20 protein-coding genes are annotated in these 20,454 nt (G+C 68.9%); 1 reads left to right on the top strand and 19 read right to left on the bottom strand.

Annotation, left to right across the window (positions count from 1 at the left end; genetic code table 11):
• Positions 1–15: 15 nt before the first annotated feature.
• On the top strand, positions 16–879 hold the full coding sequence (gene folD, locus BHU06_RS15015; RefSeq protein ID WP_070400014.1) for a bifunctional methylenetetrahydrofolate dehydrogenase/methenyltetrahydrofolate cyclohydrolase FolD: 864 nt from the start codon (positions 16–18) through the stop codon (positions 877–879).
• On the opposite strand, the gene BHU06_RS15010 is transcribed toward folD, so the two are convergent.
• The 19 genes from BHU06_RS15010 to pyrH all read right to left on the bottom strand — a co-directional run bounded on the left by BHU06_RS15010 (position 867) and on the right by pyrH (position 20,346).
• A complete protein-coding gene (locus tag BHU06_RS15010; protein WP_070400013.1) occupies positions 867–1,307 on the bottom strand; it encodes a DUF4149 domain-containing protein in 441 nt (146 codons plus the stop codon). The two genes, folD and BHU06_RS15010, sit on opposite strands and share 13 nt — an antisense overlap.
• Before the next feature lie 11 nt (positions 1,308–1,318).
• Positions 1,319–1,795: a transcription elongation factor GreA gene (gene greA / locus BHU06_RS15005; RefSeq protein WP_070400012.1), complete on the bottom strand. Its 477-nt coding sequence runs from the start codon at positions 1,793–1,795 to the stop codon at positions 1,319–1,321.
• Between the two features lie 135 nt (positions 1,796–1,930).
• On the bottom strand, positions 1,931–5,215 hold the full coding sequence (gene carB / locus BHU06_RS15000) for a carbamoyl-phosphate synthase large subunit (protein WP_070400011.1): 3,285 nt from the start codon (positions 5,213–5,215) through the stop codon (positions 1,931–1,933).
• A gap of 17 nt (positions 5,216–5,232) precedes the next feature.
• Positions 5,233–5,595, bottom strand: a complete 363-nt coding sequence (locus BHU06_RS14995; protein ID WP_070400010.1) for a hypothetical protein — start codon at positions 5,593–5,595, stop codon at positions 5,233–5,235.
• 10 nt (positions 5,596–5,605) lie between these two features.
• Positions 5,606–6,772: a glutamine-hydrolyzing carbamoyl-phosphate synthase small subunit gene (gene carA, locus BHU06_RS14990; protein WP_070400009.1), complete on the bottom strand. Its 1,167-nt coding sequence runs from the start codon at positions 6,770–6,772 to the stop codon at positions 5,606–5,608.
• Between the two features lie 210 nt (positions 6,773–6,982).
• The gene (locus BHU06_RS14985; protein WP_070400008.1) at positions 6,983–7,771 is read right to left on the bottom strand and encodes an RNA methyltransferase; all 789 of its coding nucleotides are present in this window, start codon (positions 7,769–7,771) and stop codon (positions 6,983–6,985) included.
• Positions 7,768–8,454, bottom strand: a complete 687-nt coding sequence (gene rnhB, locus BHU06_RS14980; protein ID WP_070400007.1) for a ribonuclease HII — start codon at positions 8,452–8,454, stop codon at positions 7,768–7,770. The genes BHU06_RS14985 and rnhB overlap by 4 nt, the downstream gene beginning before the upstream one ends.
• Positions 8,426–9,571, bottom strand: coding sequence for a lipid-A-disaccharide synthase (gene lpxB, locus BHU06_RS14975; RefSeq protein WP_083293257.1), 1,146 nt, complete (start codon positions 9,569–9,571; stop codon positions 8,426–8,428). The genes rnhB and lpxB overlap by 29 nt, the downstream gene beginning before the upstream one ends.
• A gap of 13 nt (positions 9,572–9,584) precedes the next feature.
• Complete coding sequence (lpxA, locus tag BHU06_RS14970) at positions 9,585–10,379, bottom strand: acyl-ACP--UDP-N-acetylglucosamine O-acyltransferase (RefSeq protein WP_070400006.1); 795 nt, start codon at positions 10,377–10,379, stop codon at positions 9,585–9,587.
• A 78-nt stretch (positions 10,380–10,457) separates the two neighbouring features.
• Positions 10,458–10,898, bottom strand: a complete 441-nt coding sequence (gene fabZ, locus BHU06_RS14965; RefSeq protein WP_070400119.1) for a 3-hydroxyacyl-ACP dehydratase FabZ — start codon at positions 10,896–10,898, stop codon at positions 10,458–10,460.
• Positions 10,895–11,947, bottom strand: a complete 1,053-nt coding sequence (gene lpxD, locus BHU06_RS14960; protein WP_070400005.1) for a UDP-3-O-(3-hydroxymyristoyl)glucosamine N-acyltransferase — start codon at positions 11,945–11,947, stop codon at positions 10,895–10,897. The genes fabZ and lpxD overlap by 4 nt, the downstream gene beginning before the upstream one ends.
• An 8-nt stretch (positions 11,948–11,955) precedes the next feature.
• Entirely contained in the window at positions 11,956–12,486 is a 531-nt protein-coding gene (locus BHU06_RS14955; RefSeq protein WP_070400004.1) for an OmpH family outer membrane protein, read from the bottom strand.
• On the bottom strand, positions 12,486–14,807 hold the full coding sequence (gene bamA, locus BHU06_RS14950; protein ID WP_217494350.1) for an outer membrane protein assembly factor BamA: 2,322 nt from the start codon (positions 14,805–14,807) through the stop codon (positions 12,486–12,488). Before bamA ends, BHU06_RS14955 begins: the two co-directional genes overlap by 1 nt.
• 13 nt (positions 14,808–14,820) lie before the next feature.
• Positions 14,821–16,203 (bottom strand): RIP metalloprotease RseP, encoded by a 1,383-nt coding sequence (gene rseP, locus BHU06_RS14945; RefSeq protein WP_070400002.1) that lies wholly within the window; start codon positions 16,201–16,203, stop codon positions 14,821–14,823.
• A 45-nt stretch (positions 16,204–16,248) separates the two neighbouring features.
• Positions 16,249–17,436, bottom strand: a complete 1,188-nt coding sequence (ispC, locus tag BHU06_RS14940; RefSeq protein WP_070400001.1) for a 1-deoxy-D-xylulose-5-phosphate reductoisomerase — start codon at positions 17,434–17,436, stop codon at positions 16,249–16,251.
• A gap of 3 nt (positions 17,437–17,439) precedes the next feature.
• Complete coding sequence (locus tag BHU06_RS14935) at positions 17,440–18,273, bottom strand: phosphatidate cytidylyltransferase (RefSeq protein ID WP_070400000.1); 834 nt, start codon at positions 18,271–18,273, stop codon at positions 17,440–17,442.
• Entirely contained in the window at positions 18,266–19,015 is a 750-nt protein-coding gene (gene uppS, locus BHU06_RS14930) for a polyprenyl diphosphate synthase (RefSeq protein WP_070399999.1), read from the bottom strand. Before uppS ends, BHU06_RS14935 begins: the two co-directional genes overlap by 8 nt.
• A 31-nt stretch (positions 19,016–19,046) precedes the next feature.
• Entirely contained in the window at positions 19,047–19,607 is a 561-nt protein-coding gene (frr, locus tag BHU06_RS14925) for a ribosome recycling factor (RefSeq protein WP_070399998.1), read from the bottom strand.
• A 28-nt stretch (positions 19,608–19,635) separates the two neighbouring features.
• Positions 19,636–20,346, bottom strand: coding sequence for a UMP kinase (gene pyrH, locus BHU06_RS14920; protein ID WP_070399997.1), 711 nt, complete (start codon positions 20,344–20,346; stop codon positions 19,636–19,638).
• Between the last annotated feature and the right edge of the window lie 108 nt (positions 20,347–20,454).

Raw genomic sequence — 20,454 nt, 5'->3', positions numbered from 1 at the left:
CACTCTCTTGCAGCCATGACCGCCCAGCTCATCGACGGCAACGCCCTCTCCCGCCAACTCCGCGCCGACGTGGCGCAGCGCGTGCAGGCCCTGCGCAACCGCGGCCTCACGCCCGGCCTGGCCGTGATCCTGGTCGGCGACAACCCGGCCTCGCAGGTCTACGTGCGCAACAAGGTCAAGGCCTGCGAGGACACCGGCATGCACTCGGTGCTGGAAACCTGGCCCGCCACGCTGAGCGAGGCCGAGCTGCTGGCGCGCGTGCAGGCCATGAATCAGGACCCGACGATCCACGGCATCCTGGTGCAGCTGCCGCTGCCCGCGCACATCGACGCGCAGAAGGTGATCGAGGCCATCTCCCCCGCCAAGGACGTGGACGGCTTTCACGTGGCCAGCGCCGGCGCGCTGATGACCGGCCTGCCCGGCTTCTGGCCCTGCACGCCGCATGGCTGCATGAAGATGCTGGAGCACATCGGCGTCGACCTGCGCGGCAAGCACGCGGTGGTGATCGGGCGCAGCAACATCGTGGGCAAGCCCATGGCGTTGATGCTGTTGCAGGCCAACGCCACCGTCACCGTCTGCCACAGCGGCACGAAGGACCTGGCGGCGTTCACGCGCCAGGCCGACGTGGTGGTGGCCGCCGTGGGCAAGCGCAATGTGCTGACGGCCGACATGGTCAAGCCCGGCGCCGTGGTGATCGACGTGGGCATGAACCGCAACGAGGCCGGCAAGCTCTGCGGCGACGTGGACTTCGACGGGGTCAAGGAAGTGGCCGACTGGATCACGCCCGTGCCCGGTGGCGTGGGCCCCATGACGATCACCATGCTGATGGTGAACACGCTCGACTCGGCCGAGCGCCAGGCCGGCGTTCAGGCGGGCTGATCGCCGCCCGCGGGCCGGGGCCCGCTCAGGCGCCACAGCAGGGCGCCGCTGCACAGCCACTGGCCCAGCACCAGGGCGCTGCCCGCGCCGTGCCAGAGCCTGAGATCGCCGCCGCTGGCGCGCGCGCTCACGATCTTCTGCGCCACGCCGTACTCCTGCAGCACGGCCAGCGCCATGGCCACACAGACCAGGGCCAGCGCGGTGCGGGCCATCGGCGAAGGGCCGCCCTGGCGCACCAGGATCAGCAGCACCAAGCCGATGACCAGGCCCGCCTGGCACTGCAGCGAGAACAGCTTCGCCGCCACCGGCCCGGCCACGGCCGGGTTGCCCAGGGCGGCGAACAAGGTGGGCACGGCCAGGAAGCTCAAGGCCGTGATGCCGCCCCACCAGAGAGCGGCCAGCATCAGCGCGGGGCGTTGCAGGCGCATGGTCCGCGCGCTCAAGCGTAGCGCACGGCCACGATTTCGTAGCGGCGCAAACCGCCGGGCGCCTGCACCTCGGCGGTGTCGCCCTCTTCCTTGCCGATCAGCGCGCGCGCGATCGGGCTGCCGATGTTGATCAGGCCTTCCTTCAGGTCGGCCTCGTCCTCGCCCACGATCTGGTACGTGACGGCCGAGCCGCTGTCCTCGTCCTCGAGTTCCACGGTGGCGCCGAACACCACCTTGCCGCCCGCGTTCAGGGCCGAGGGGTCGATGATCTGCGCCGTCGACAGCTTGCCCTCGATCTCGGCGATGCGGCCTTCGATGAAGCCCTGGCGGTCCTTGGCGGCGTCGTACTCGGCGTTCTCGCTCAGGTCGCCCTGAGCGCGCGCCTCGGCGATGGCGCTGATGACCGCGGGGCGGTCGACGGTCTTGAGGCGGTGCAGCTCTTCCTTGAGCTTTTCGGCGCCGCGCTTGGTGATGGGGATGGTGGCCATAGATGTCTCTCCACAAAAGCAAACCGCCGGGCGTTGCCGCTCGGCGGTGTCGTGAAAGGCATTATGCCCCGAAGGGCACGCGGGTCAATGCCGCGCCGGCGGATCGCGCGAGGCGCGGAGGTGGTGGGCCTCTGTTCAGGCCGCGATCAGCGCGTGCATGTCCTGCACCGAGATGACGTCCAGGCTGGCCATGTACTTCATGCCCTCGACGGCCGCCTCGGCGCCCGCGATGGTGGTGAAGGTGGTGACGCGCGCCAGCAGCGCCGAAGTGCGAATCGCGCGCGAGTCGGCGATGGCGTTGCGGCGCTCCTCCACCGTGTTGATCACCAGCGCGATGTCGCCGTTCTTGATCATGTCCACGATGTGCGGGCGGCCCTCGGTGACCTTGTTGACCGTCTGCACCGCCAGGCCGGCCGCCTCGATGGCGGCGGCCGTGCCGCGCGTGGCGATCAGCTCGAAGCCCAGGTCGACGAGCTGGCGCGCCACGTCCACGGCCCGCGGCTTGTCGCTGTTCTTCACCGTCAGGAAGACCTTGCCCGCCGTGGGCAGCTTGGTGCCCGCGCCGATCTGGCTCTTCACGAAGGCTTCGCCGAAGGTCTTGCCCACACCCATGACCTCGCCGGTGGACTTCATCTCGGGGCCGAGGATGGTGTCCACGCCCGGGAACTTGACGAAGGGGAAGACCGCTTCCTTCACGCTGAAGTACGGCGGCACCACCTCTTCACCGATGCCCTGCGAGTCGAGTGACTGGCCGGCCATGCAGCGCGCGGCCACCTTGGCCAGCTGAATGCCCGTGGCCTTGGAGACGAAGGGCACCGTGCGCGAGGCGCGCGGGTTCACTTCGAGCACGTAGATCACGTCCTTCTTCTGGCCGTCTTCCTCGATCTCCTGGATCGCGAACTGCACGTTCATGAGACCGACCACGTTCAGGCCCTGGGCCATGGCCGCGGTCTGGCGCTTGAGCTCGTCCACCGTGGCCTTGCTCAGGTAGTACGGCGGCAGCGAGCAGGCGGAGTCGCCGCTGTGCACGCCGGCCTGTTCGATGTGCTCCATCACGCCGCCGATGAACACGCGGCCCGTGGCGTCGCGCACGGCGTCCACGTCGCACTCGATGGCGTCGTTGAGGAAGCGGTCGAGCAGCACCGGCGAATCGTTGCTGACCTTCACGGCCTCGCGCATGTAGCGCTCGAGGTCGCGCTGCTCGTGCACGATTTCCATGGCGCGGCCGCCGAGCACATAGCTCGGGCGCACCACCAGCGGGTAACCCAGCGCGGCGGCCTTCTCGAGCGCTTCCGTCTCGGTGCGCGCGGTGGCGTTGGGCGGCTGGCGCAGCTTGAGCTCGTGCAGCAGCTTCTGGAAACGCTCGCGGTCTTCGGCCGCGTCGATCATGTCGGGCGAGGTGCCGATGATGGGCACGCCCGCGGCCTCCAGGCCCAGCGCGAGCTTCAGCGGCGTCTGGCCGCCGTACTGCACGATCACGCCGGCCGGCTTTTCCTTGTCGACGATCTCCAGCACGTCTTCCAGCGTGAGCGGCTCGAAGTAGAGGCGGTCGCTGGTGTCGTAGTCGGTCGACACGGTCTCGGGGTTGCAGTTGACCATGATGGTCTCGTAGCCATCCTCGCGCATGGCGAGCGCGGCGTGCACGCAGCAGTAGTCGAACTCGATGCCCTGGCCGATGCGGTTGGGACCGCCGCCCAGCACCATGATCTTCTTGTTGCCAGTGGGCTCGGCCTCGCACTCGGCCTGGCCGTGGCCTTCGTAAGTGGAGTACAGGTAGGCCGTGGTGGTGGCGAATTCGGCCGCGCAGGTGTCCACGCGCTTGTAGACCGGGCGCACGCCCAGCTCGCGGCGGCGCGCCCGCACGGCGGTGTCGCTGGTCTTGAGCAGCTTGGCCAGGCGGCGATCGGAGAAGCCTTTCTTCTTCAGGCCCCGCAGCGTGGCCACGTCCAGCGAGGCCAGCGCGCCCTCGCCCTTCTGCGCGGTCAGCGCGTCCATGGCGAGTTCGAGCTTGACGATCTCCTCGATCTGCACGAGGAACCACTTGTCGATCTTGGTGAACTGGTGCACCTCGTCGACCGTCCAGCCCGCGGCGAAGGCGTCGCCCACGTACCAGATGCGCTCGGGGCCGGGCTCACCGAGTTCCTTTTCCAGCGTCTCGCGGTCCTGCGTCTTCTCGTTCATGCCGTCGACGCCGACCTCCAGGCCGCGCAGGGCCTTCTGGAAGCTCTCCTGGAAGGTGCGGCCCATGGCCATGACCTCGCCCACGGACTTCATCTGCGTGGTCAGGCGGTCGTCGGCGTCCTTGAACTTCTCGAAGGCGAAGCGCGGGATCTTGGTGACCACGTAGTCGATCGAGGGCTCGAAGCTCGCGGGCGTGGCGCCACCGGTGATCTCGTTGCGCAGCTCGTCGAGCGTGTAGCCCACGGCCAGCTTGGCCGCGACCTTGGCGATGGGGAAGCCCGTGGCCTTGGAGGCCAGCGCGGACGAACGCGACACGCGCGGGTTCATCTCGATGACGACCATGCGGCCGTCTTTCGGGTTGATGGAGAACTGCACGTTGGAGCCACCGGTGTCGACGCCGATCTCGCGCAGCACCGCCAGGCTGGCGTTGCGCAGGATCTGGTACTCCTTGTCGGTCAGCGTCTGCGCGGGCGCCACGGTGATCGAGTCGCCGGTGTGCACGCCCATGGGGTCGAGGTTTTCGATCGAGCAGACGATGATGCAGTTGTCGGCCTTGTCGCGCACGACCTCCATCTCGTACTCTTTCCAGCCGAGCAGCGACTCTTCGATCAGCAGCTCATTGGTGGGCGAGGCCTCGATGCCGCGCTTGCAGATGGTCTCGAACTCTTCGGGGTTGTAGGCGATGCCGCCGCCCGTGCCGCCCAGCGTGAAGCTGGGGCGAATGACGACCGGGAAGCCCACGGTCTTCTGCACGCCCCAGGCCTCTTCCAGCGTGTGGGCGATGCCCGAGCGCGCCGAACCCAGGCCGATGCGCGTCATCGCGTCCTTGAACTTCAGGCGGTCCTCGGCCTTGTCGATGGCTTCGGGCGTGGCGCCGATCAGCTCGACGCCATATTTGGCCAGCACGCCGTGGCGCCAGAGGTCCAGCGCGCAGTTGAGCGCCGTCTGGCCGCCCATGGTCGGCAGGATGGCGAAGCCGCCGGCCGTTTTGGGGCGCTCCTTGGCGATGATCTTCTCGACCGTCTGCCAGGTGATGGGCTCGATGTAGGTGACGTCGGCCGTGGCCGGGTCGGTCATGATGGTGGCGGGGTTGCTGTTGATCAGCACCACGCGGTAGCCCTCTTCGCGCAGGGCCTTGCAGGCCTGCACGCCGGAGTAATCGAACTCGCAGGCCTGGCCGATGATGATGGGACCGGCGCCGATGATCAGCACGGTCTGGATGTCTGTTCTCTTGGGCATCTTGTGTCGCTCGCGGGTTATTGGTCCGCGCGTTGGTCTAGTTTGTTCAGCAGCGCCTGCGCGCGCTCGGCGGGGATGGCCTTCTGCATCAGCTGCAACAGGCCGTCACCCTGCACCAGGGGGCGCAGGACCTCGGCCTCGGCCTCGTGGAAGCGCGCGTCCCACGCGGCCATTTCGCTGTTGAAGGTCTCGTCGTCCCAGGTCTTGCACTTGGCCAGCAGCGTCACCAGCGGCACGGCCTTGTGGTCGAGGAAGGCCTTGCGGTAGGGCTTCTGCGCCCAGCGCTGCGCGAACCACTCCTTGTGCGGCGGCGGCAGCGTGAGCTGGCGCTTGGCGATGGCCTTCTCGATGGCGGCGGCGGGAAAGCTGAACAGCTTCATTCGGGCCTTCTCAGGCGGCGACCGCCGCGCGCTCCTTCATGAGCGCGACGAAGCGGTCGAACAGGTAGCCGATGTCGTGCGGACCGGGCGAGGCCTCAGGGTGGCCCTGGAAGCAGAAGGCCGGCTGGTCGGTGCGGGCCAGGCCCTGCAGCGTGCCGTCGAACAGGCTCACGTGCGTGGGGCGCAGGTTGGCGGGCAGGGTCTTTTCGTCGACCGCGAAGCCGTGGTTCTGGCTGGTGATGGACACGCGGCCGTCGTCCAGGTCTTTCACCGGGTGGTTCGCGCCATGGTGGCCGAACTTCATCTTGAAAGTCTTGGCGCCGCTGGCCAAGGCCATGATCTGGTGACCCAGGCAGATGCCGAAGGTGGGCAGGCCGGCGTCGATGATCTCGCGCGCGGCGGCGATGGCGTAGTCGCAGGGCTCCGGGTCGCCGGGGCCGTTGGAGAGGAACACACCGTCGGGCTGGAGCTTGAAGACCTCGGCCGCGGGCGTCTGCGCGGGCACCACGGTCACGCGGCAGCCGCGCGAGGCCAGCATGCGCAGGATGTTGTGCTTGACACCGAAGTCGTAGGCGACGACATGGAAGGCGGCCTGGCTGAGTTCGCCATAGCCCTGGCCCAGCGTCCACTCGGTTTCGGACCAGGCGTAGGGCTTGTCCACGGACACCACCTTGGCCAGGTCCTGCCCCGCCATGTTGGGCGCAGCCTTCGCGGCGGCAATGGCGGCGGCGCGGTGCGCGTCGGTGAGGGCTTCGCCCGCCGCCAGCGCCACGATGCAGCCGTTCTGCGCGCCGTGGGTTCGCAGGCGGCGCGTGAGCGCGCGCGTGTCCAGGTCGGCGATGGCCACGGTGTTCTCGCGGCGCAGGTAGTCGGAGAGGGTTTCCTCGCAACGGAAGTTGGAGGCCAGCAGCGGCAGGTCCTTGATGATCAGGCCGGCGGCGTGCACGCGCGTGGCTTCCACGTCTTCGCGGTTGACGCCGGTGTTGCCGATGTGGGGATAGGTCAGCGTGACGATCTGGCGGCAGTAGCTGGGATCGGTGAGGATCTCCTGGTAGCCGGTGATCGCGGTGTTGAACACCACCTCGCCCACGGTCTGGCCGGTGGCGCCGATGGAGATGCCTTCAAAGACCGTTCCATCAGCGAGCGCGAGAAGGGCTTTCGGGTGGACGGGCAGCACAGGGATCTCCAGAAAAGGGGTGGGCTGGCCGTCGCGCGCGGTCGGCAGGTGCCGCGCAGGCTTCGCGTCCACCGGCCGGGGGGGCGCTGGGTGGGCGAAATCCTGGGGTGTGGAGCCGCGGCGCGCGGGGCATGGCGCCGATTGCAGTTAAACCCTCGAATTATAGCGCGCCGCTGTGTTGCGGCGCAGCACCCAGGGCACCTGCTGACCTCAGTCGCCGGCGCCGTTGAAACGTCCGGCCGCGCTCGCGTGCAGACAGATGGCGGCCGCCGCGGCGACGTTGAGCGACTCCTCGCCACCGGGCTGCGCAATGCGCACGAAGCGGCTCGCACGCGCCATGAGCGCCTCGCCCACGCCCTGCCCTTCGTGGCCCATGACCCAGGCGCAGGGCCAGGGCAAGGCGGTCCGGTGCAACCAATCGCCCTGGTGCGAGCTGGTGACCAGCAGCGGCACCGACAGGGACGCCAGCGCCTCGGGCGCCAGGCCCTCGACCAGGCGCAGGGCGAAATGCGCGCCCATGCCCGCGCGCAGCACCTTGGGCGACCACAGCGCGGCCGAGCCCTTGAGCGCGGCCACTTGCGTGAAGCCGAAGGCGGCCGCGCTGCGCAGCACGGAGCCCACGTTGCCGGCGTCCTGCAGGCGGTCGAGCACCACGGTGGGCGCATCGGGCAGCAGCCCCGCCGCGTCGGGCAGATCGGTCACGAAGCCCATGGCGGGGGGCGACTCCAGGCCGCTCACGCTGGCCATGACGGCGTCGGGCAGGCGCACCACGCGCGGCGCGGCGGCCACCAGTTCGGCGTCGGCGCGCGGCCAGCCGGAGACGCTGAAGACAGCGATGGACGGCCGCTGGCCGCGCGCCAGCAGCGCGCGGCAGAGGTGGTCGCCGTCCAGCCAGACCCGTCCGCGCTGGCGGTAGGCGGTGTTGTCCTGCGCCAGCGCGCGCAGCTCCTTCACGAGCGGGTTGTCGCGCGACTGGATGTCCTGCGGCGTCACGGTCATGGCGTGGCCCGCGCGTCGGGCATGGCGGCGCCCAGGCCGTCGGCCGGCCGCACGGCGCTCACGCGCGCCGCGTGGGCCTGGGCCACGGGCGCGAAGGAACGCCGGTGCTCGGGCAAGGGGCCGTGCTGGCGCAAAGCGTCCAGGTGTTGCGCGGTGCCGTAGCCCTTGTGTTGGTTGAAGCCGTACTGCGGATGCCGCAGGTGCAGCTCGTCGAGCAGGCGGTCGCGCGTGACCTTGGCCAGGATGGAGGCGGCCGAGATGGCCGGTACCTTGGCGTCGCCTTGCACGATGGCTTCGGCCAGCACGTCCAGCGGCGGCAGGCGGTTGCCATCCACCAGCACCTTCACCGGCTTCAGGCGCAGCCCGGCGACCGCGCGCTGCATGGCCAGCAGGGTGGCCTGCAGGATGTTGAGCGTGTCGATCTCCTCCACCGAGGCCAGGGCCACGCTGCAGCACAGGGCCTTGGCGCGGATCTCGTCGTACAGCCGCTCGCGCCGCGCGGCGCTGAGCTGCTTGGAGTCGGCCAGGCCCGCTATGGGCTGCAGTTCGTCGAGGATGACCGCGGCCGCCACCACCGGACCCGCGAGCGGACCGCGGCCGGCCTCGTCCACGCCGGCGTGCAGGCCGGGCGTATCCCACACCAGCGTGGCCTGCTCAGCGAGCAAGAAGCGCTTCGATCGCATCGGTGGCCAGCGCCGCGGTGTCGCGGCGCAGCTGGTGGTGCAGTTGCGTGAAGCGGGCCTGCAGCGCGCGCACGCGCTCGGGCGCGTCGAGCCAGTCGAGCACGGCCTGCGCCAGGCGCTGGGGCGAGGCCTCTTCCTGCAGCAGCTCGGGCACGACGAAGTCCTGGCACAGGATGTTGGGCAGGCCCACCCAAGGCTGCAGGCGCTGGCGACGCATGATCTGCCAGGACAGCCAGTTCATGTTGTAGGCAATGACCATGGGCCGCTTGAACAGCGCGGCCTCCAGCGTGGCGGTGCCGCTGGCGATCAGCGTGGCATCACAGGCGGCCAGCACGGCATGCGACTGACCTGGCACCACCTGCACCAGGTCCGACACGCCCGCCTCGCGCGCCACGCGCTCGATGCGCTCGCGCTGCACGGGCACGGCGGGCAACACGAAGCGCAGCCCCTGGCGCGCCCGCCGCATGAGCCGCGCCGCCTCGAAAAATCGGTGCGCGAGGTAGTCGACCTCCGAGCCACGGCTGCCCGGCAACAGCGCCACCACCTCAGCGTCCTCGGGCAGGCCGAGCTGGCGGCGCGCGGCCTGGCGGTCGGGCTCCAGGGGCACCACGTTGGCCACCGGGTGCCCCACGTAGGTGGCGGCGATGCCGTGCTCGGCGAGCAGCGCGGGCTCGAAGGGAAAGATGCACAGCACGTGGTCGGCGCTCGCCTGGATCTTGCGCACGCGCTCGGGCCGCCAGGCCCAGATCGAGGGACAGACGAAATGCACCGTGCGCACGCCCGCCGCCTTGAGACTCGCTTCGAGTTCGAGGTTGAAGTCGGGCGCGTCCACCCCGATGAAAACGTCGGGTCGCTCGCCTTGCAGCAGGCGTTGGCGCAGCTGCTGGCGTATGCCCACGATTTCGCGGTAGTGCCGCAGAACCTCGACATAACCGCGCACGGCCAGCCGCTCGCTGGGCCACCAGGCGTCGAAACCCTGGGCGACCATCTGCGGACCGCCGATGCCCACGCCCGTGAGGCCCGGCCAGCGCTGGCGCAGGCCACCCAGCAGCAGGCCCGCGAGCAGATCGCCCGAGGCCTCGCCTGCCACCAGGGCGAAACGTGGCGATGCGCTCACGCCAAACCCCTCTTCAGCGAACGATGCCGCGCTGCGGCGAGGCGCCGCGCAGGAAGCCCAGCATCAGATCGACGTCTTCCCCGGCCTCGGGCTTTTCAAGGCGCAGCGCGTCGATGCGCGCCATGGCTTGCTCGAGCGTGCGGTCCTCGCGGTAGAGCGCCTTGTGCATGGCCTTGACGGCGGCGATGCGCTCGGCCGAAAAGCCGCGCCGGCGCAGGCCCTCAAAATTCATCGAGCGCGCACTGGCGGGCTGGCCCTGAGTCATCACGAACGGTGGCACGTCGGCAAGCAGCGCGGAGCACATGGCCGTCATGGCGTGCGCGCCGATGCGCACGAACTGGTGAACCACGGTGAAGCCGCCAAGGATCGCCCAATCGCCCACGTGCACGTGCCCCGCGAGTTGCGAGTTGTTGGCGAAGATGGTCTTGTTGCCCACCACGCAATCGTGCGCGAGGTGCACGTAGGCCATGATCCAGTTGTCGTCGCCCAGGCGCGTGAGCCCCTTGTCACCGGGCGAGCCGATGTTGAAGGTGCAGAACTCGCGGATGGTGTTGCGGTCGCCGATCACCAGCTCGCAGGGCTCGCCCGCGTACTTCTTGTCCTGCGGGATCGCGCCGAGGGAGTTGAACTGGAAGATGCGGTTGTCGCGGCCGATGGTGGTGTGGCCCTCGATCACGCAGTGCGGACCGACCGTGGTGCCGGCGCCGATCTTCACGTGCGGACCGATCACGGTGTACGGACCGACCTCGACAGTGCTGTCGAGCGAGGCCGAGGGATCGACGATCGCCGTGGGGTGGATACGCGTCATTGGCAGACCTCCGCGCAACGCGCTGCGGAGCGGGCCCCTTCGGGCGGCCGTGCGGTGCTCATGCGTCGCGCCCCGCCGTCAGGCAACCGTGCGCATGGTGCACATGAGCTCGGCCTCGCAGGCCACCTCATTGCTCACGCGGGTGACGCCCTTGAACTTGTAGATGCCGGCCTTGGCGCGTTCCAGGCTCACGTCCATCACGAGCTGGTCGCCCGGCTCCACGGGGCGCTTGAAGCGCGCGCCGTCGATGCCGGCGAAGTAGTAGACCGTCTTGTCGTCGGGTGCCACGCCCATGGTGTCGAAGGTCAGCAGCGCGGCCGTCTGCGCCATCGCTTCGAGCATGAGAACGCCCGGCATCACGGGCCGGTGGGGGAAGTGGCCGGTGAAGAACGGCTCATTGATGGTGACGTTCTTGAGCGCCTGGATGCGCTGGCCCTTTTCGATCGAGACCACGCGGTCCACGAGCAGGAAGGGGTAGCGGTGGGGCAGGAGTTTGAGGATCTGGTGGATGTCCATCAGGCGTCGTCCGTTCTGGTCTGGGCCCGCGCGATCGCTTGTTCCACGGCCTTGAGCCGTTCGCGCAGGCGGTTGAGCTGCTTGAGCGAAGCAGCGTTCTTTTCCCAGGCGGCATTGTCGTCGATGGGGAACATGCCGGTGTAATGGCCCGGCTGCAGGATGGAGCGCGTGACCACCGAGGCCGCCGAGATGTTGACGCCATCGGCCAGCTTGAGGTGACCCAGCACAACGGCGCCGCCGCCGATGGTGCAACGCGCGCCGATATCGGCGCTGCCGGCCACGCCCACGCAACCGGCCATGGCCGTGTGCGCGCCCACGCGCACGTTGTGGCCGATCTGGATCAGGTTGTCGAGCTTGACGCCATCCTCGATCACCGTGTCGTCGAGCGCGCCGCGGTCGATGCAGGTGTTGGCACCGATCTCCACCCCATGGCCGATGCGCACCGCGCCCAGTTGCTCGATCTTGATCCACTGCCCCTGGTGCGGCGCAAAGCCGAAGCCGTCGGCGCCGATCACCACGCCGCTGTGCAGGATGCAGCGATCGCCCACGGAGCAGCGCTCGCCCAGCGTGACGCGTGGGTGCAGCACGCTGCCCTCGCCCACCGCCGCGTCGCGACCGATCACCGCGTGGGCGCCGATGCGCGCGCCAGCGCCGACCCGGGCGCCTTCGGCGATCACCACGAACGGCCCGACATCGACGCCGGGCCCCAACACCGCGTCGGGGTGCACGCTGGCGAGCGGATCGATCCGCGGCGTGCGCGCGGGCTCGTGCCGTTCGCGCCACCACTGGGTCAGGCGCGCGAAATAGAGGTAGGGATCGTCGGTGACGATGCGCGCGACGCGATCGGCTGTGGTGGCCTCGAGCGCGGGTGGCACGATGAGGGCGCCTGCCTGGGAGGCCGCGATCTGGGTGGCGTAGCGCGCACTGGCCACGAAGGCCAGTTCATCGGCGCGGGCGCTGTTCAGCGGCGCGAGCCGCTGCACGAGAAAGGAGGCGTCACCGACCAGGCTGCCACCGAGGGCATCGACGATGGCGCCCAGCGGTGCTGCCACGGCGCGGCTTACTTGCCGTCGAGCTGGGACATCACGCGATCGGTGATGTCCACGCGCGGGCTCACGTAGTAGGCTTCCTGCACGATCAGGTCGTACTTTTCGGCCTCGGCGATCGTGCGGATCACGCGGTTGAGCTTTTCGACGACCTGCTGCAGGGCCTCGTTGCGGCGCAGGTTGAGCTCTTCCTGGAAGTCGCGCTGGCGGCGTTGCAGGTCGCGTTCCTGCTCGACCAGCTGTCGCTGGCGCGGGGTGCGCTGGCTCTCGGGCAGCGTGGGCGATTCGCGCTCGAACTTCTCGACGGCCTGGCGGAGCTGGTCGGCCGAGGCACGGAGGTCGCGCTCACGCTTGGAGAAATCCTGCTCCAGCTTGGCCGAGACGGCCTTGGCTGTGGAGGAGTCGCGCAGGATGCGCTCGACGTTGACGGCGCCAACCTTGGCACCGGCCTTGGCGTCCTGCGCCGCGGCACCGCCGACCATGGCCAACGCCAGCGACACCGCCAGGGCGAATTGCCGTGCGAACAGGCGAGTTGGGGTGTTCATCAAAAGGACGTTCCGATCTGAAACTGGAATCTCTGGATTCTATCGCCCTCGAACTTGCGAACGGGGTTAGCGAATGCAATACGCAAAGGGCCGATCGGCGACAGCCAGCTCACGCCAAGACCGACGGAAGCGCGCAGGTCGCGGGCATTGGGACGGGTGTCGTTCTCGCCAAAAACGTTACCCACGTCGAAGAAGCCAAACATGCGCAGGGTGCGGTCATTGCCCGCGCCGGGAAACGGCATGATGAATTCGGTATTGAGCGCAATGCTGCGATTGCCGCCAATGTTGATGACGGACCCGTTGGGGGAATTGATCACCGGCGAGGTCGGGCCCAGGGTGCCGCCCTCGAAGCCGCGCACCGAACCCAGGCCGCCGCCGAAGAAATTCTTGAAGACCGGGTACGGGCGGCCACCAAGGCCCTTGCCGTAGCCCAGTTCGGCGTTGAAGGCCAGGGTGTACTGGCGCGACAGCGGGTAGTACTGCTGGAACTGCAGGTTGGTCTTGGCGTAGCGCGCGTCGCCCGACAGGCTCATCTCGCCGTTGACGCGCATCAGCCGTCCCTTGGTGGGCACCAGCGCGCTGTCGCGGCTGTCGCGCGTCCAGCCCAGGGTCAATGGCAGGGTGTTGCTGGTGCGACCGAACTGCGCGGCGTAGTCCTCGTACGCCGTCGGCAGGAAGTTGCCCGGCTCGATGGTGGTCTGCTCCACGCCGGCGCCGAAGAACACGGTGTCGATCTCGGTGAAGGGCACGCCGAAGCGCACGCTCACGCCCTTGGTGACCAAGCGGTAGTCGCCATCCTGGTTGTCGTAGGGGCGCGTGGTGCGGTAATAGGCGTCGAAGGCACGCGAGACGCCGTCCTTGGTGAAGTACGGGTCGACCGTGCTCACCACCAGCTGGCGGTTGAACTTGCTGGTGTTGATGTCCAGGCCCAGGTAGTTGCCGGTGCCGAACACGTTCTCCTGGCGAATGCCCGCGATGATCGAGAGCTTTTCTTCCTGCGAGTAGCCCGCGCCCAGGGTCAGGTTGCCCGTGGGCTTTTCGACCACGGTGACGGTCAGGTCCACCTGGTCGGGCGAGCCAGGCACAGGCTCGGTGTTCAGGTCGACCGAGGTGAAGAAGCCCAGGCGGTCGATGCGGTCGCGCGAGAGGCGGATGCGGTCGCTGTCGTACCAGGCGGCTTCGAATTGCCGGAACTCGCGCCGGATGATCTCGTCGCGCGTGCGGTTGTTGCCCTCGACGTGGATGCGGCGCACGTAGACACGGCGCTGCGGCGTGGCGCGCAGCGTGAAGGCCACGCGCTTGTTGACGCGGTCGATGTCGGGCGTGGCCTCGACCTGGGCGAAGGCGTAGCCGAAGGCGCCGAAGTACTCGGTGAACGCTTTGGTGGTGTTGGTGACGTCCTCGACGTTGTAAGCCTCGCCGGGCTTGAGCGTGACGAGCGACTTGAACTCGTCCTCGCGGTCCAGGTAATCACCCTGCAGCACCACCGAGGACACCACGTAGCGGTCGCCTTCGGTGACGTTGATGGTGACCGACATGCTCTGCTTGTCGGGCGAGATGGCGACCTGCGTGGAGTCGATGCGGAAGTCGATGAAGCCGCGGCTGAGGTAGTAGGAGCGCAGCGTCTCGATGTCGGCGTTGAGCTTGGCGCGCGAGTAGCGGTCGCTCTTGGTGTACCAGCTCAGCCAGTTGCCCGTGTCGAGATCGAACAGGCCGCGCAGGGTCGACTCGGAAAATGCCTGGTTGCCGACGATGCGGATCTCGGTGATCTTGGCGATCTCGCCTTCGGTCACGCTGAAGTTCAGGTTGACGCGGTTGCGTTCGGTCGGTGTGACGGTGGTCACCACCTCGGCGCCGTAGAAGCTGCGGTTGATGTACTGGCGCTTGAGCTCCTGCTCGGCGCGGTCGGCCAGGGCCTTGTCGAACGGCCGGCCGTCGGTCAGGCCGATGTCGCGCAGCACGCCGCGCAGCACCTCGTCGCTGAACTCCTTGATGCCCGAAAAGCTCAGGCCGGCCACGGTGGGCCGCTCTTCCACGATGACGACCAGCACGTCGTTGCTGATCTGCAGCCGCACGTCACTGAACAGACCGAGGCCGAAGAGCGAGCGGATGGCCGCGCTGCCCTTGTCGTCGTTGTACTGATCGCCGATGCGAAACGGCAGCGACGCGAAGACCGTGCCCGGTTCGACCCGCTGCAAGCCCTCGACGCGGATGTCGCGCAGGGTGAAGGGATCGACCGCCCACGCCGGCAAGGCGGCCAGCAGGCCCATCGCGAGCGCAGAAAGACTCAGGCCGCGAAGACCTCGTTTGGATTGATTCATGCGAAGGAAATGTTCAGCCGGCGAGGCGGACGACATCGTTGAACAGGGCAACGGACATGAGCGCCATGAGCACCACGACACCACCACGCTGCAGGCGCTCCATCCACGCGTCCGACACGCTTCGGCCCGTGAGCGCCTCCCAAAGATAATACATGAGGTGCCCCCCATCGAGGACCGGCAGCGGCAGCAGATTGAGCACGCCCAGGCTCACGCTGATGAGGGCCAGGAACAGAAGGTAGGAGGTCAGGCCCAGGCTGGCCGACTTGCCGGCGTAGTCGGCGATGGTCAGGGGGCCGCTGAGGTTGCTCAGCGAGGCCTCGCCAATCAGCATGCGCCCCATCATCTTGAGGGTGAGCCAGGACATCTCCCAGGTTCTTTGCACGCCGCGCACCAGGCCGTCGACGGGGCCATGGCGCACGGTCAGCATGGCGGGGGCGTCGCCCACGTAGGCCTCCACCCGCGCGATCCATTGGCCGCCCTGCTGCTGCGGGCGTGGCGTCACCGCCAGGCTGAGCGCCTGGCCGCCACGGTCAATGTCCCAGCGCTGCGGTTTCGGCTGGCCCTGCGGGCCCACCGACTCGCGGATCAGGCGGCGCAGTTCCTGGCCGTCCCGCACCGGCCGGCCGTCGATGCGGCGCACCAGGTCGCCGTCGCGCAGGCCGGCGGCCTGCGCCGCCCCGCCATCGAAGACCTGCCCCACGCGCGGCGCGGTGTGCGGCGAGGTGATGCCGATGCGGCGGAACAAGGCGGCATCCGCCTCTCGCACGTCCAGGCCGGCAAGTGCCAGCGTGATCGGACGCGCTGGCGCCTCGGGCGCGGCGGCCACCCACAGGGTGAGGTCCTGGCCGTCCAGCGCCGCCTGGGTGATGCGCCAGCGCAGGTCCTCGAAGGATGCGACGCCCTCGCCCGCCGCCAAGCCATCGGAGCCGTCGTTGGCCTCGCTGGCGCGCAGCACCCATTCGCCGCCGCGCAGGCCGGCGCGCTCGGCCACGGTGCCAGCGGCCGGCGCCGACAGCACGGGCTGCGGCTCCTCGATGCCCACCCAATTGATCACCGAATAGATGAGGGTGGCCAGCAGCAGGTTGGCCAGTGGGCCAGCGGCGACGATGGCCGCGCGCGAGCGCAGCGGCTGGGTGTTGAAGGCCAGGTGGCGCTCGACGGGGTCCACCGGCGCCTCGCGCTCGTCGAGCATGCGCACGTAGCCACCGAGCGGCAACGCCCCAAGCACGAACTCCGTGGGCTTGCCGGGGCGGTGCCATCGCAGGATGGGTTTGCCAAAGCCCACCGAAAAGCGCAGCACCTTGACGCCACAGGCCACGGCCACGCGGTAGTGGCCGTATTCGTGGATCGCGATCAGCAGACCCAGGGCAACGAGGAAGGCGATGACGGTGAGCATGGGCGACTCGCTGCGCCAGGGGACAGGCCGGGCCGGCGCGAAGGATCAGGTCTGCAAACGGGTGACTTGCTGCCGCGCGCAGGCGCGGGCCTCTTCGTCGAGCGCCAGCAGGTCGGCCAGCGATTGTGGCTTGGAAGGGCTCACGCGCTGCAAAGTTGCATCGTTGACCGCGTGGATGTGGTCGAAGCGCAGCCGCCGGTCGAGAAAGGCCGCCACGGCCTCCTCGTTGGCGGCGTTGAGCACCGCGGTGGTACCGGCCGGCCCGCGCAGCGCGGACCAGGCCAGCGGCAGGCCGGGGAAACGTGTCTCGTCGGCGGTTTCGAAACTCAGCGTGCCCAGGGTGGCGAAGTCGAGCGCGCTGGCGCCCGAGGCGATGCGCTCGGGCCAGGCCAGGCCATAGGCGATGGGCACCCGCATATCGGGCGTGCCGAGCTGGGCCACGATGGAGCCGTCGCGGTACTGCACCATGGAGTGGATGACGCTCTGCGGGTGGATCACCACCTCGATGCGCTCGGGCGCCAGGCCGAAGAGGTAGCGCGCCTCGATGACCTCCAGCGCCTTGTTCATCATGGTCGCGGAGTCGACCGAGATCTTTCGGCCCATGACCCAGTTGGGGTGGGCGCAGGCCTGCTCGGGTGTGACATCGGCCAGCGTGCCGGGCGCGCGGGTGCGAAAAGGCCCCCCGGAGGCCGTGAGCACGATCTTGTCCACGCGCCGTTCCCAGCTCGCCGGGTCCTCGGGCAGCGACTGGAACACCGCCGAGTGCTCGCTGTCGATGGGCAGCAGCGTGGCGCCGCCGGCGCGCACGGTGTCCATGAACAAATCGCCGCCGACCACGAGCGCCTCCTTGTTGGCCAGCAGCAGTTTCTTGCCGGCGCGCGCGGCGGCCAGGCTGGGCGCCAGGCCGGCGGCACCGACGATGGCGGCCATCACGGCGTGCACCTCGGGCGCTTCGCTCACCTCGCACAGGGCCTGGGCACCCTGCCGCACCTCGACGGCCAGGCCGGCCTCGCGCACGCGCTCGCGCAGACGCGCGGCGGCGGCGGCGTCCACCAGCACCGCGATGCGCGGCTGGAAGGCCCGGCACTGCTGGAACAGGGCTTCGTCCTGGCGCGCGGCGGTGAGGGCGAACACGCGGTAGCGCCCGGGGTGGCGCGCGACCACGTCGAGCGTGCTTTGCCCGATCGAGCCCGTGGAACCGAGGATGGTGATGAATTGCGGGGCGTCGGACATGGATCAGAAGGAGACGAGCATCATGGCCAGCGGCAGCACGGGCAGCAAGGCGTCGATGCGGTCGAGAACGCCGCCATGGCCCGGCAGCAGGCCGCTGGAGTCCTTGACGCCGGCCGCGCGCTTGACCAGGGACTCGACCAGGTCGCCCACCACGCTCATCGTGGTGAGGAACACCAGGGCGGCCAGGGCCAGCGGCGGCCCCAGGCTCCAGAGCGTGTCGTACAGGTGGCCAGGCGCCAGCCAGCCCCGCTGGGTGCCCAGCAGCCAGACGCCGGCGAGCAAGAACACGCCGATGAGGCCGCTGATGGCGCCCTCCCAGCTCTTGCCCGGGCTGATGCGGGGCGCGAGCTTGCGGCGCCCGAAACGCTTGCCGCCGAAATACGCGGCGATGTCGGCCGCCCACACCAGCAGCAGCACGGACAGCAGAAAGCCCAGGCCGATCAGGCGCGCCTGGACCAGCGCCAGCCAGGCACAGGCGATCAGAAACAGGCCCAGCCACAGGCGGATCCAGAGTGGGCAGCGGGTCAGCGCCTCGGTGCCACCGCGCAGCAGCACCAGGGCCAGCAGCACCCAGACCCCGCACAGGCCCAGCCACAGGCGAGGCCAGGGACGCTCCACCCCGCCCAGCAGCCAAAACACCAGGCCCGCGACGCCCAGCGCCAGCCCGGCGCTCACCGCGCGGGTCTGGCCGCAGCCATTGAGCCGCGCCCATTCCCAGCCTGCCGTGCCGATCAACACCAGCGTGAAGGCCGCGAAGGGTTCGATCGACGGGTACAGCAGCGTGGGCAGGAAGACGGCGAGCAGCAGCAGCGCCGTGATGACCCGCTGTTTAAGCATCGCGGGTTCCGGCGTCGGCGGTCACGGCGGCGTCGGCACGCTGCGCGGAGGTCTGGCCGAAGCGGCGTTCGCGGCGCGCGTACTCGGCCAGGGCCAGGTCCAGCTGCGCGGCGTCGAACTCGGGCCAGAGGCAGTCGCTGAACACCAGCTCGGCGTAAGCCGCTTGCCACAACAGGAAGTTGCTGATGCGCTGCTCACCACCGGTGCGGATGATGAGGTCGGGATCGGGCACATGGGCCATGGCCATCGCGGCCGACAGGCTCTCTTCGGTGATGGCTTCGCCGCGCTCGGCCAGCCGTTGCGCGGCCTGCGCCATGTCCCAGCGCCCGCCGTAGTTGAAGCAGACATTGAGCACCAGGCGCTCATTGCCCTGCGTCGCCGCCTCCGCCGAAGCCAGGCCTTGCGCCAGGCGCGGCGACAGGCGCGAGCGGTCACCGGGGAAATGCAGGCGCACGCCACTGTCGGCCAGGCGCGGCACCTCGCGCGACAGCGCCACGGCCAGCAGGTCCATCAGGCTGGCCACCTCGTCCACGGGGCGGCTCCAGTTCTCGGACGAGAACGCGAACACGGTAAGCACCCGGATGCCGCGCTGCACGCTGGCCTCGACGATGCGGCGCAGCGCGTCCACGCCTTGCTTGTGGCCGGCCACACGCGGTAGCCAGCGCTTCTGGGCCCAGCGGCCATTGCCGTCCATCACGATCGCGACGTGATGCGGCAGGTTCTGGGCGACGGTGTTCTGCATGCCTCGGTCTGGCTCGAACGGGACCGGCGGCTCAGACCGCCATGATGTCCTGCTCCTTGCTGGCCACGAGCTTGTCCACCTCGGTGATCATGCGATCGGTCAGCTTCTGGATGTCGTCCTGGGCACGGCGCTCATCGTCCTCGGAGACTTCCTTGTCCTTCAGCAGCTTCTTGAGCGCTTCGTTGGCGTCGCGGCGCAGGTTGCGGATGGCGACCTTGGCGGACTCGCCCTCGCCCTTCACCACCTTGGTGAGCTCCCGGCGGCGCTCTTCGGTCATGGGCGGCATGGGCACGCGGATCAGGTCGCCCTGCGAGGCCGGGTTCAGGCCCAGGTCGGACTCGCGGATCGCCTTCTCGATCTTGGCGCCCATGCCCTTCTCCCAGGGCGCAACGCCGATGGTGCGGGAGTCGAGCAGCGACAGGTTGGCCACCTGCGACAGGGGCAGCATGGAGCCGTAGTAGTCCACGTGCACGGTGTCCAGCAAGGCCGGGTTCGCGCGGCCGGTGCGGACCTTGGTCAGGCTGTTCTTGAACGCCTCGATGGACTGCTGCATCTTGTGCTCGGCGTTCTTGCGGGTATCGGCAATGGTCATCTTGGGGGTCTCCTGTGGGCGGACGCGCTCAGACGTGAACGAGGGTGCCCTCGTCGGCGCCCATCACCACGTTGCGCAGCGCGCCGGGCTTGAAGATGGAAAACACCTTGACAGGCAGCTTCTGGTCACGGCACAGCGCGAACGCCGTCGCGTCCATCACCTGCAGGTTCTTGACCATGGCCTCGTCGAAGGAAATGGTGGTGTAGCGCGTGGCGCTCGGGTCCTTGTTCGGGTCGGCGGTATAGACCCCGTCGACCTTGGTGGCCTTGAGCACCATCTCGGCACCGATCTCGGCGCCGCGCAGCGCGGCCGCGGTGTCGGTGGTGAAGAAGGGGTTGCCGGTGCCGGCGGCGAACACCACCACCTTGCCTTCTTCGAGGTACTGCAGGGCCTTGGGGCGCACGTACGGCTCGACGACCTGCTCGATGCCGATGGCGGACATCACGCGGGCCACCAGGCCGGCCTTGTTCATGGTGTCGGCCAGCGCCAGCGAGTTCATGACCGTGGCGAGCATGCCCATGTAGTCGGCGGTGGCGCGGTCCATGCCCACGGAGCCACCGGCCACGCCGCGGAAGATGTTGCCACCGCCGATGACGATGGCCACTTGCACCCCGAGGCGGGTGACTTCGGCGATTTCGTCGACGATGCGCACGATGGTGGCGCGGTTGATGCCGAAGGCGTCATCGCCCATGAGGGCTTCACCGGACAGCTTCAGCAGGATCCGTTGGTAGGCGGGCATGAAAGGCTTTCTGGATCGGTTCGCGGCGCGGGCAGCCGCCAAGTGTAGCGGCGGTCCAGGGGGCCACTGGCCGCCCCGCCGCCGAAAAATGGTCAACACATATGACAA

The sequence above is a fragment of the Hydrogenophaga sp. PML113 genome, from assembly GCF_001777155.1.
GTDB lineage: Bacteria > Pseudomonadota > Gammaproteobacteria > Burkholderiales > Burkholderiaceae_C > Hydrogenophaga > Hydrogenophaga borbori.
This window is presented reverse-complemented; position numbering and strand designations above follow the sequence as displayed.

What these genes read in the sequence shown, in the direction of transcription:
- folD (WP_070400014.1), top strand. Translation starts at nt 16, where the DNA reads ATGACCGCCCAGCTCATCGACGGCAACGCCCTCTCCCGCCAACTCCGC.
- BHU06_RS15010 (WP_070400013.1), bottom strand. Translation starts at nt 1,307, where the DNA reads ATGCGCCTGCAACGCCCCGCGCTGATGCTGGCCGCTCTCTGGTGGGGC.
- greA (WP_070400012.1), bottom strand. Translation starts at nt 1,795, where the DNA reads ATGGCCACCATCCCCATCACCAAGCGCGGCGCCGAAAAGCTCAAGGAA.
- carB (WP_070400011.1), bottom strand. Translation starts at nt 5,215, where the DNA reads ATGCCCAAGAGAACAGACATCCAGACCGTGCTGATCATCGGCGCCGGT.
- BHU06_RS14995 (WP_070400010.1), bottom strand. Translation starts at nt 5,595, where the DNA reads ATGAAGCTGTTCAGCTTTCCCGCCGCCGCCATCGAGAAGGCCATCGCC.
- BHU06_RS14985 (WP_070400008.1), bottom strand. Translation starts at nt 7,771, where the DNA reads ATGACCGTGACGCCGCAGGACATCCAGTCGCGCGACAACCCGCTCGTG.
- rnhB (WP_070400007.1), bottom strand. Translation starts at nt 8,454, where the DNA reads ATGCGATCGAAGCGCTTCTTGCTCGCTGAGCAGGCCACGCTGGTGTGG.
- lpxA (WP_070400006.1), bottom strand. Translation starts at nt 10,379, where the DNA reads ATGACGCGTATCCACCCCACGGCGATCGTCGATCCCTCGGCCTCGCTC.
- BHU06_RS14955 (WP_070400004.1), bottom strand. Translation starts at nt 12,486, where the DNA reads ATGAACACCCCAACTCGCCTGTTCGCACGGCAATTCGCCCTGGCGGTG.
- bamA (WP_217494350.1), bottom strand. Translation starts at nt 14,807, where the DNA reads ATGAATCAATCCAAACGAGGTCTTCGCGGCCTGAGTCTTTCTGCGCTC.
- rseP (WP_070400002.1), bottom strand. Translation starts at nt 16,203, where the DNA reads ATGCTCACCGTCATCGCCTTCCTCGTTGCCCTGGGTCTGCTGATCGCG.
- ispC (WP_070400001.1), bottom strand. Translation starts at nt 17,436, where the DNA reads ATGTCCGACGCCCCGCAATTCATCACCATCCTCGGTTCCACGGGCTCG.
- BHU06_RS14935 (WP_070400000.1), bottom strand. Translation starts at nt 18,273, where the DNA reads ATGCTTAAACAGCGGGTCATCACGGCGCTGCTGCTGCTCGCCGTCTTC.
- uppS (WP_070399999.1), bottom strand. Translation starts at nt 19,015, where the DNA reads ATGCAGAACACCGTCGCCCAGAACCTGCCGCATCACGTCGCGATCGTG.
- frr (WP_070399998.1), bottom strand. Translation starts at nt 19,607, where the DNA reads ATGACCATTGCCGATACCCGCAAGAACGCCGAGCACAAGATGCAGCAG.
- pyrH (WP_070399997.1), bottom strand. Translation starts at nt 20,346, where the DNA reads ATGCCCGCCTACCAACGGATCCTGCTGAAGCTGTCCGGTGAAGCCCTC.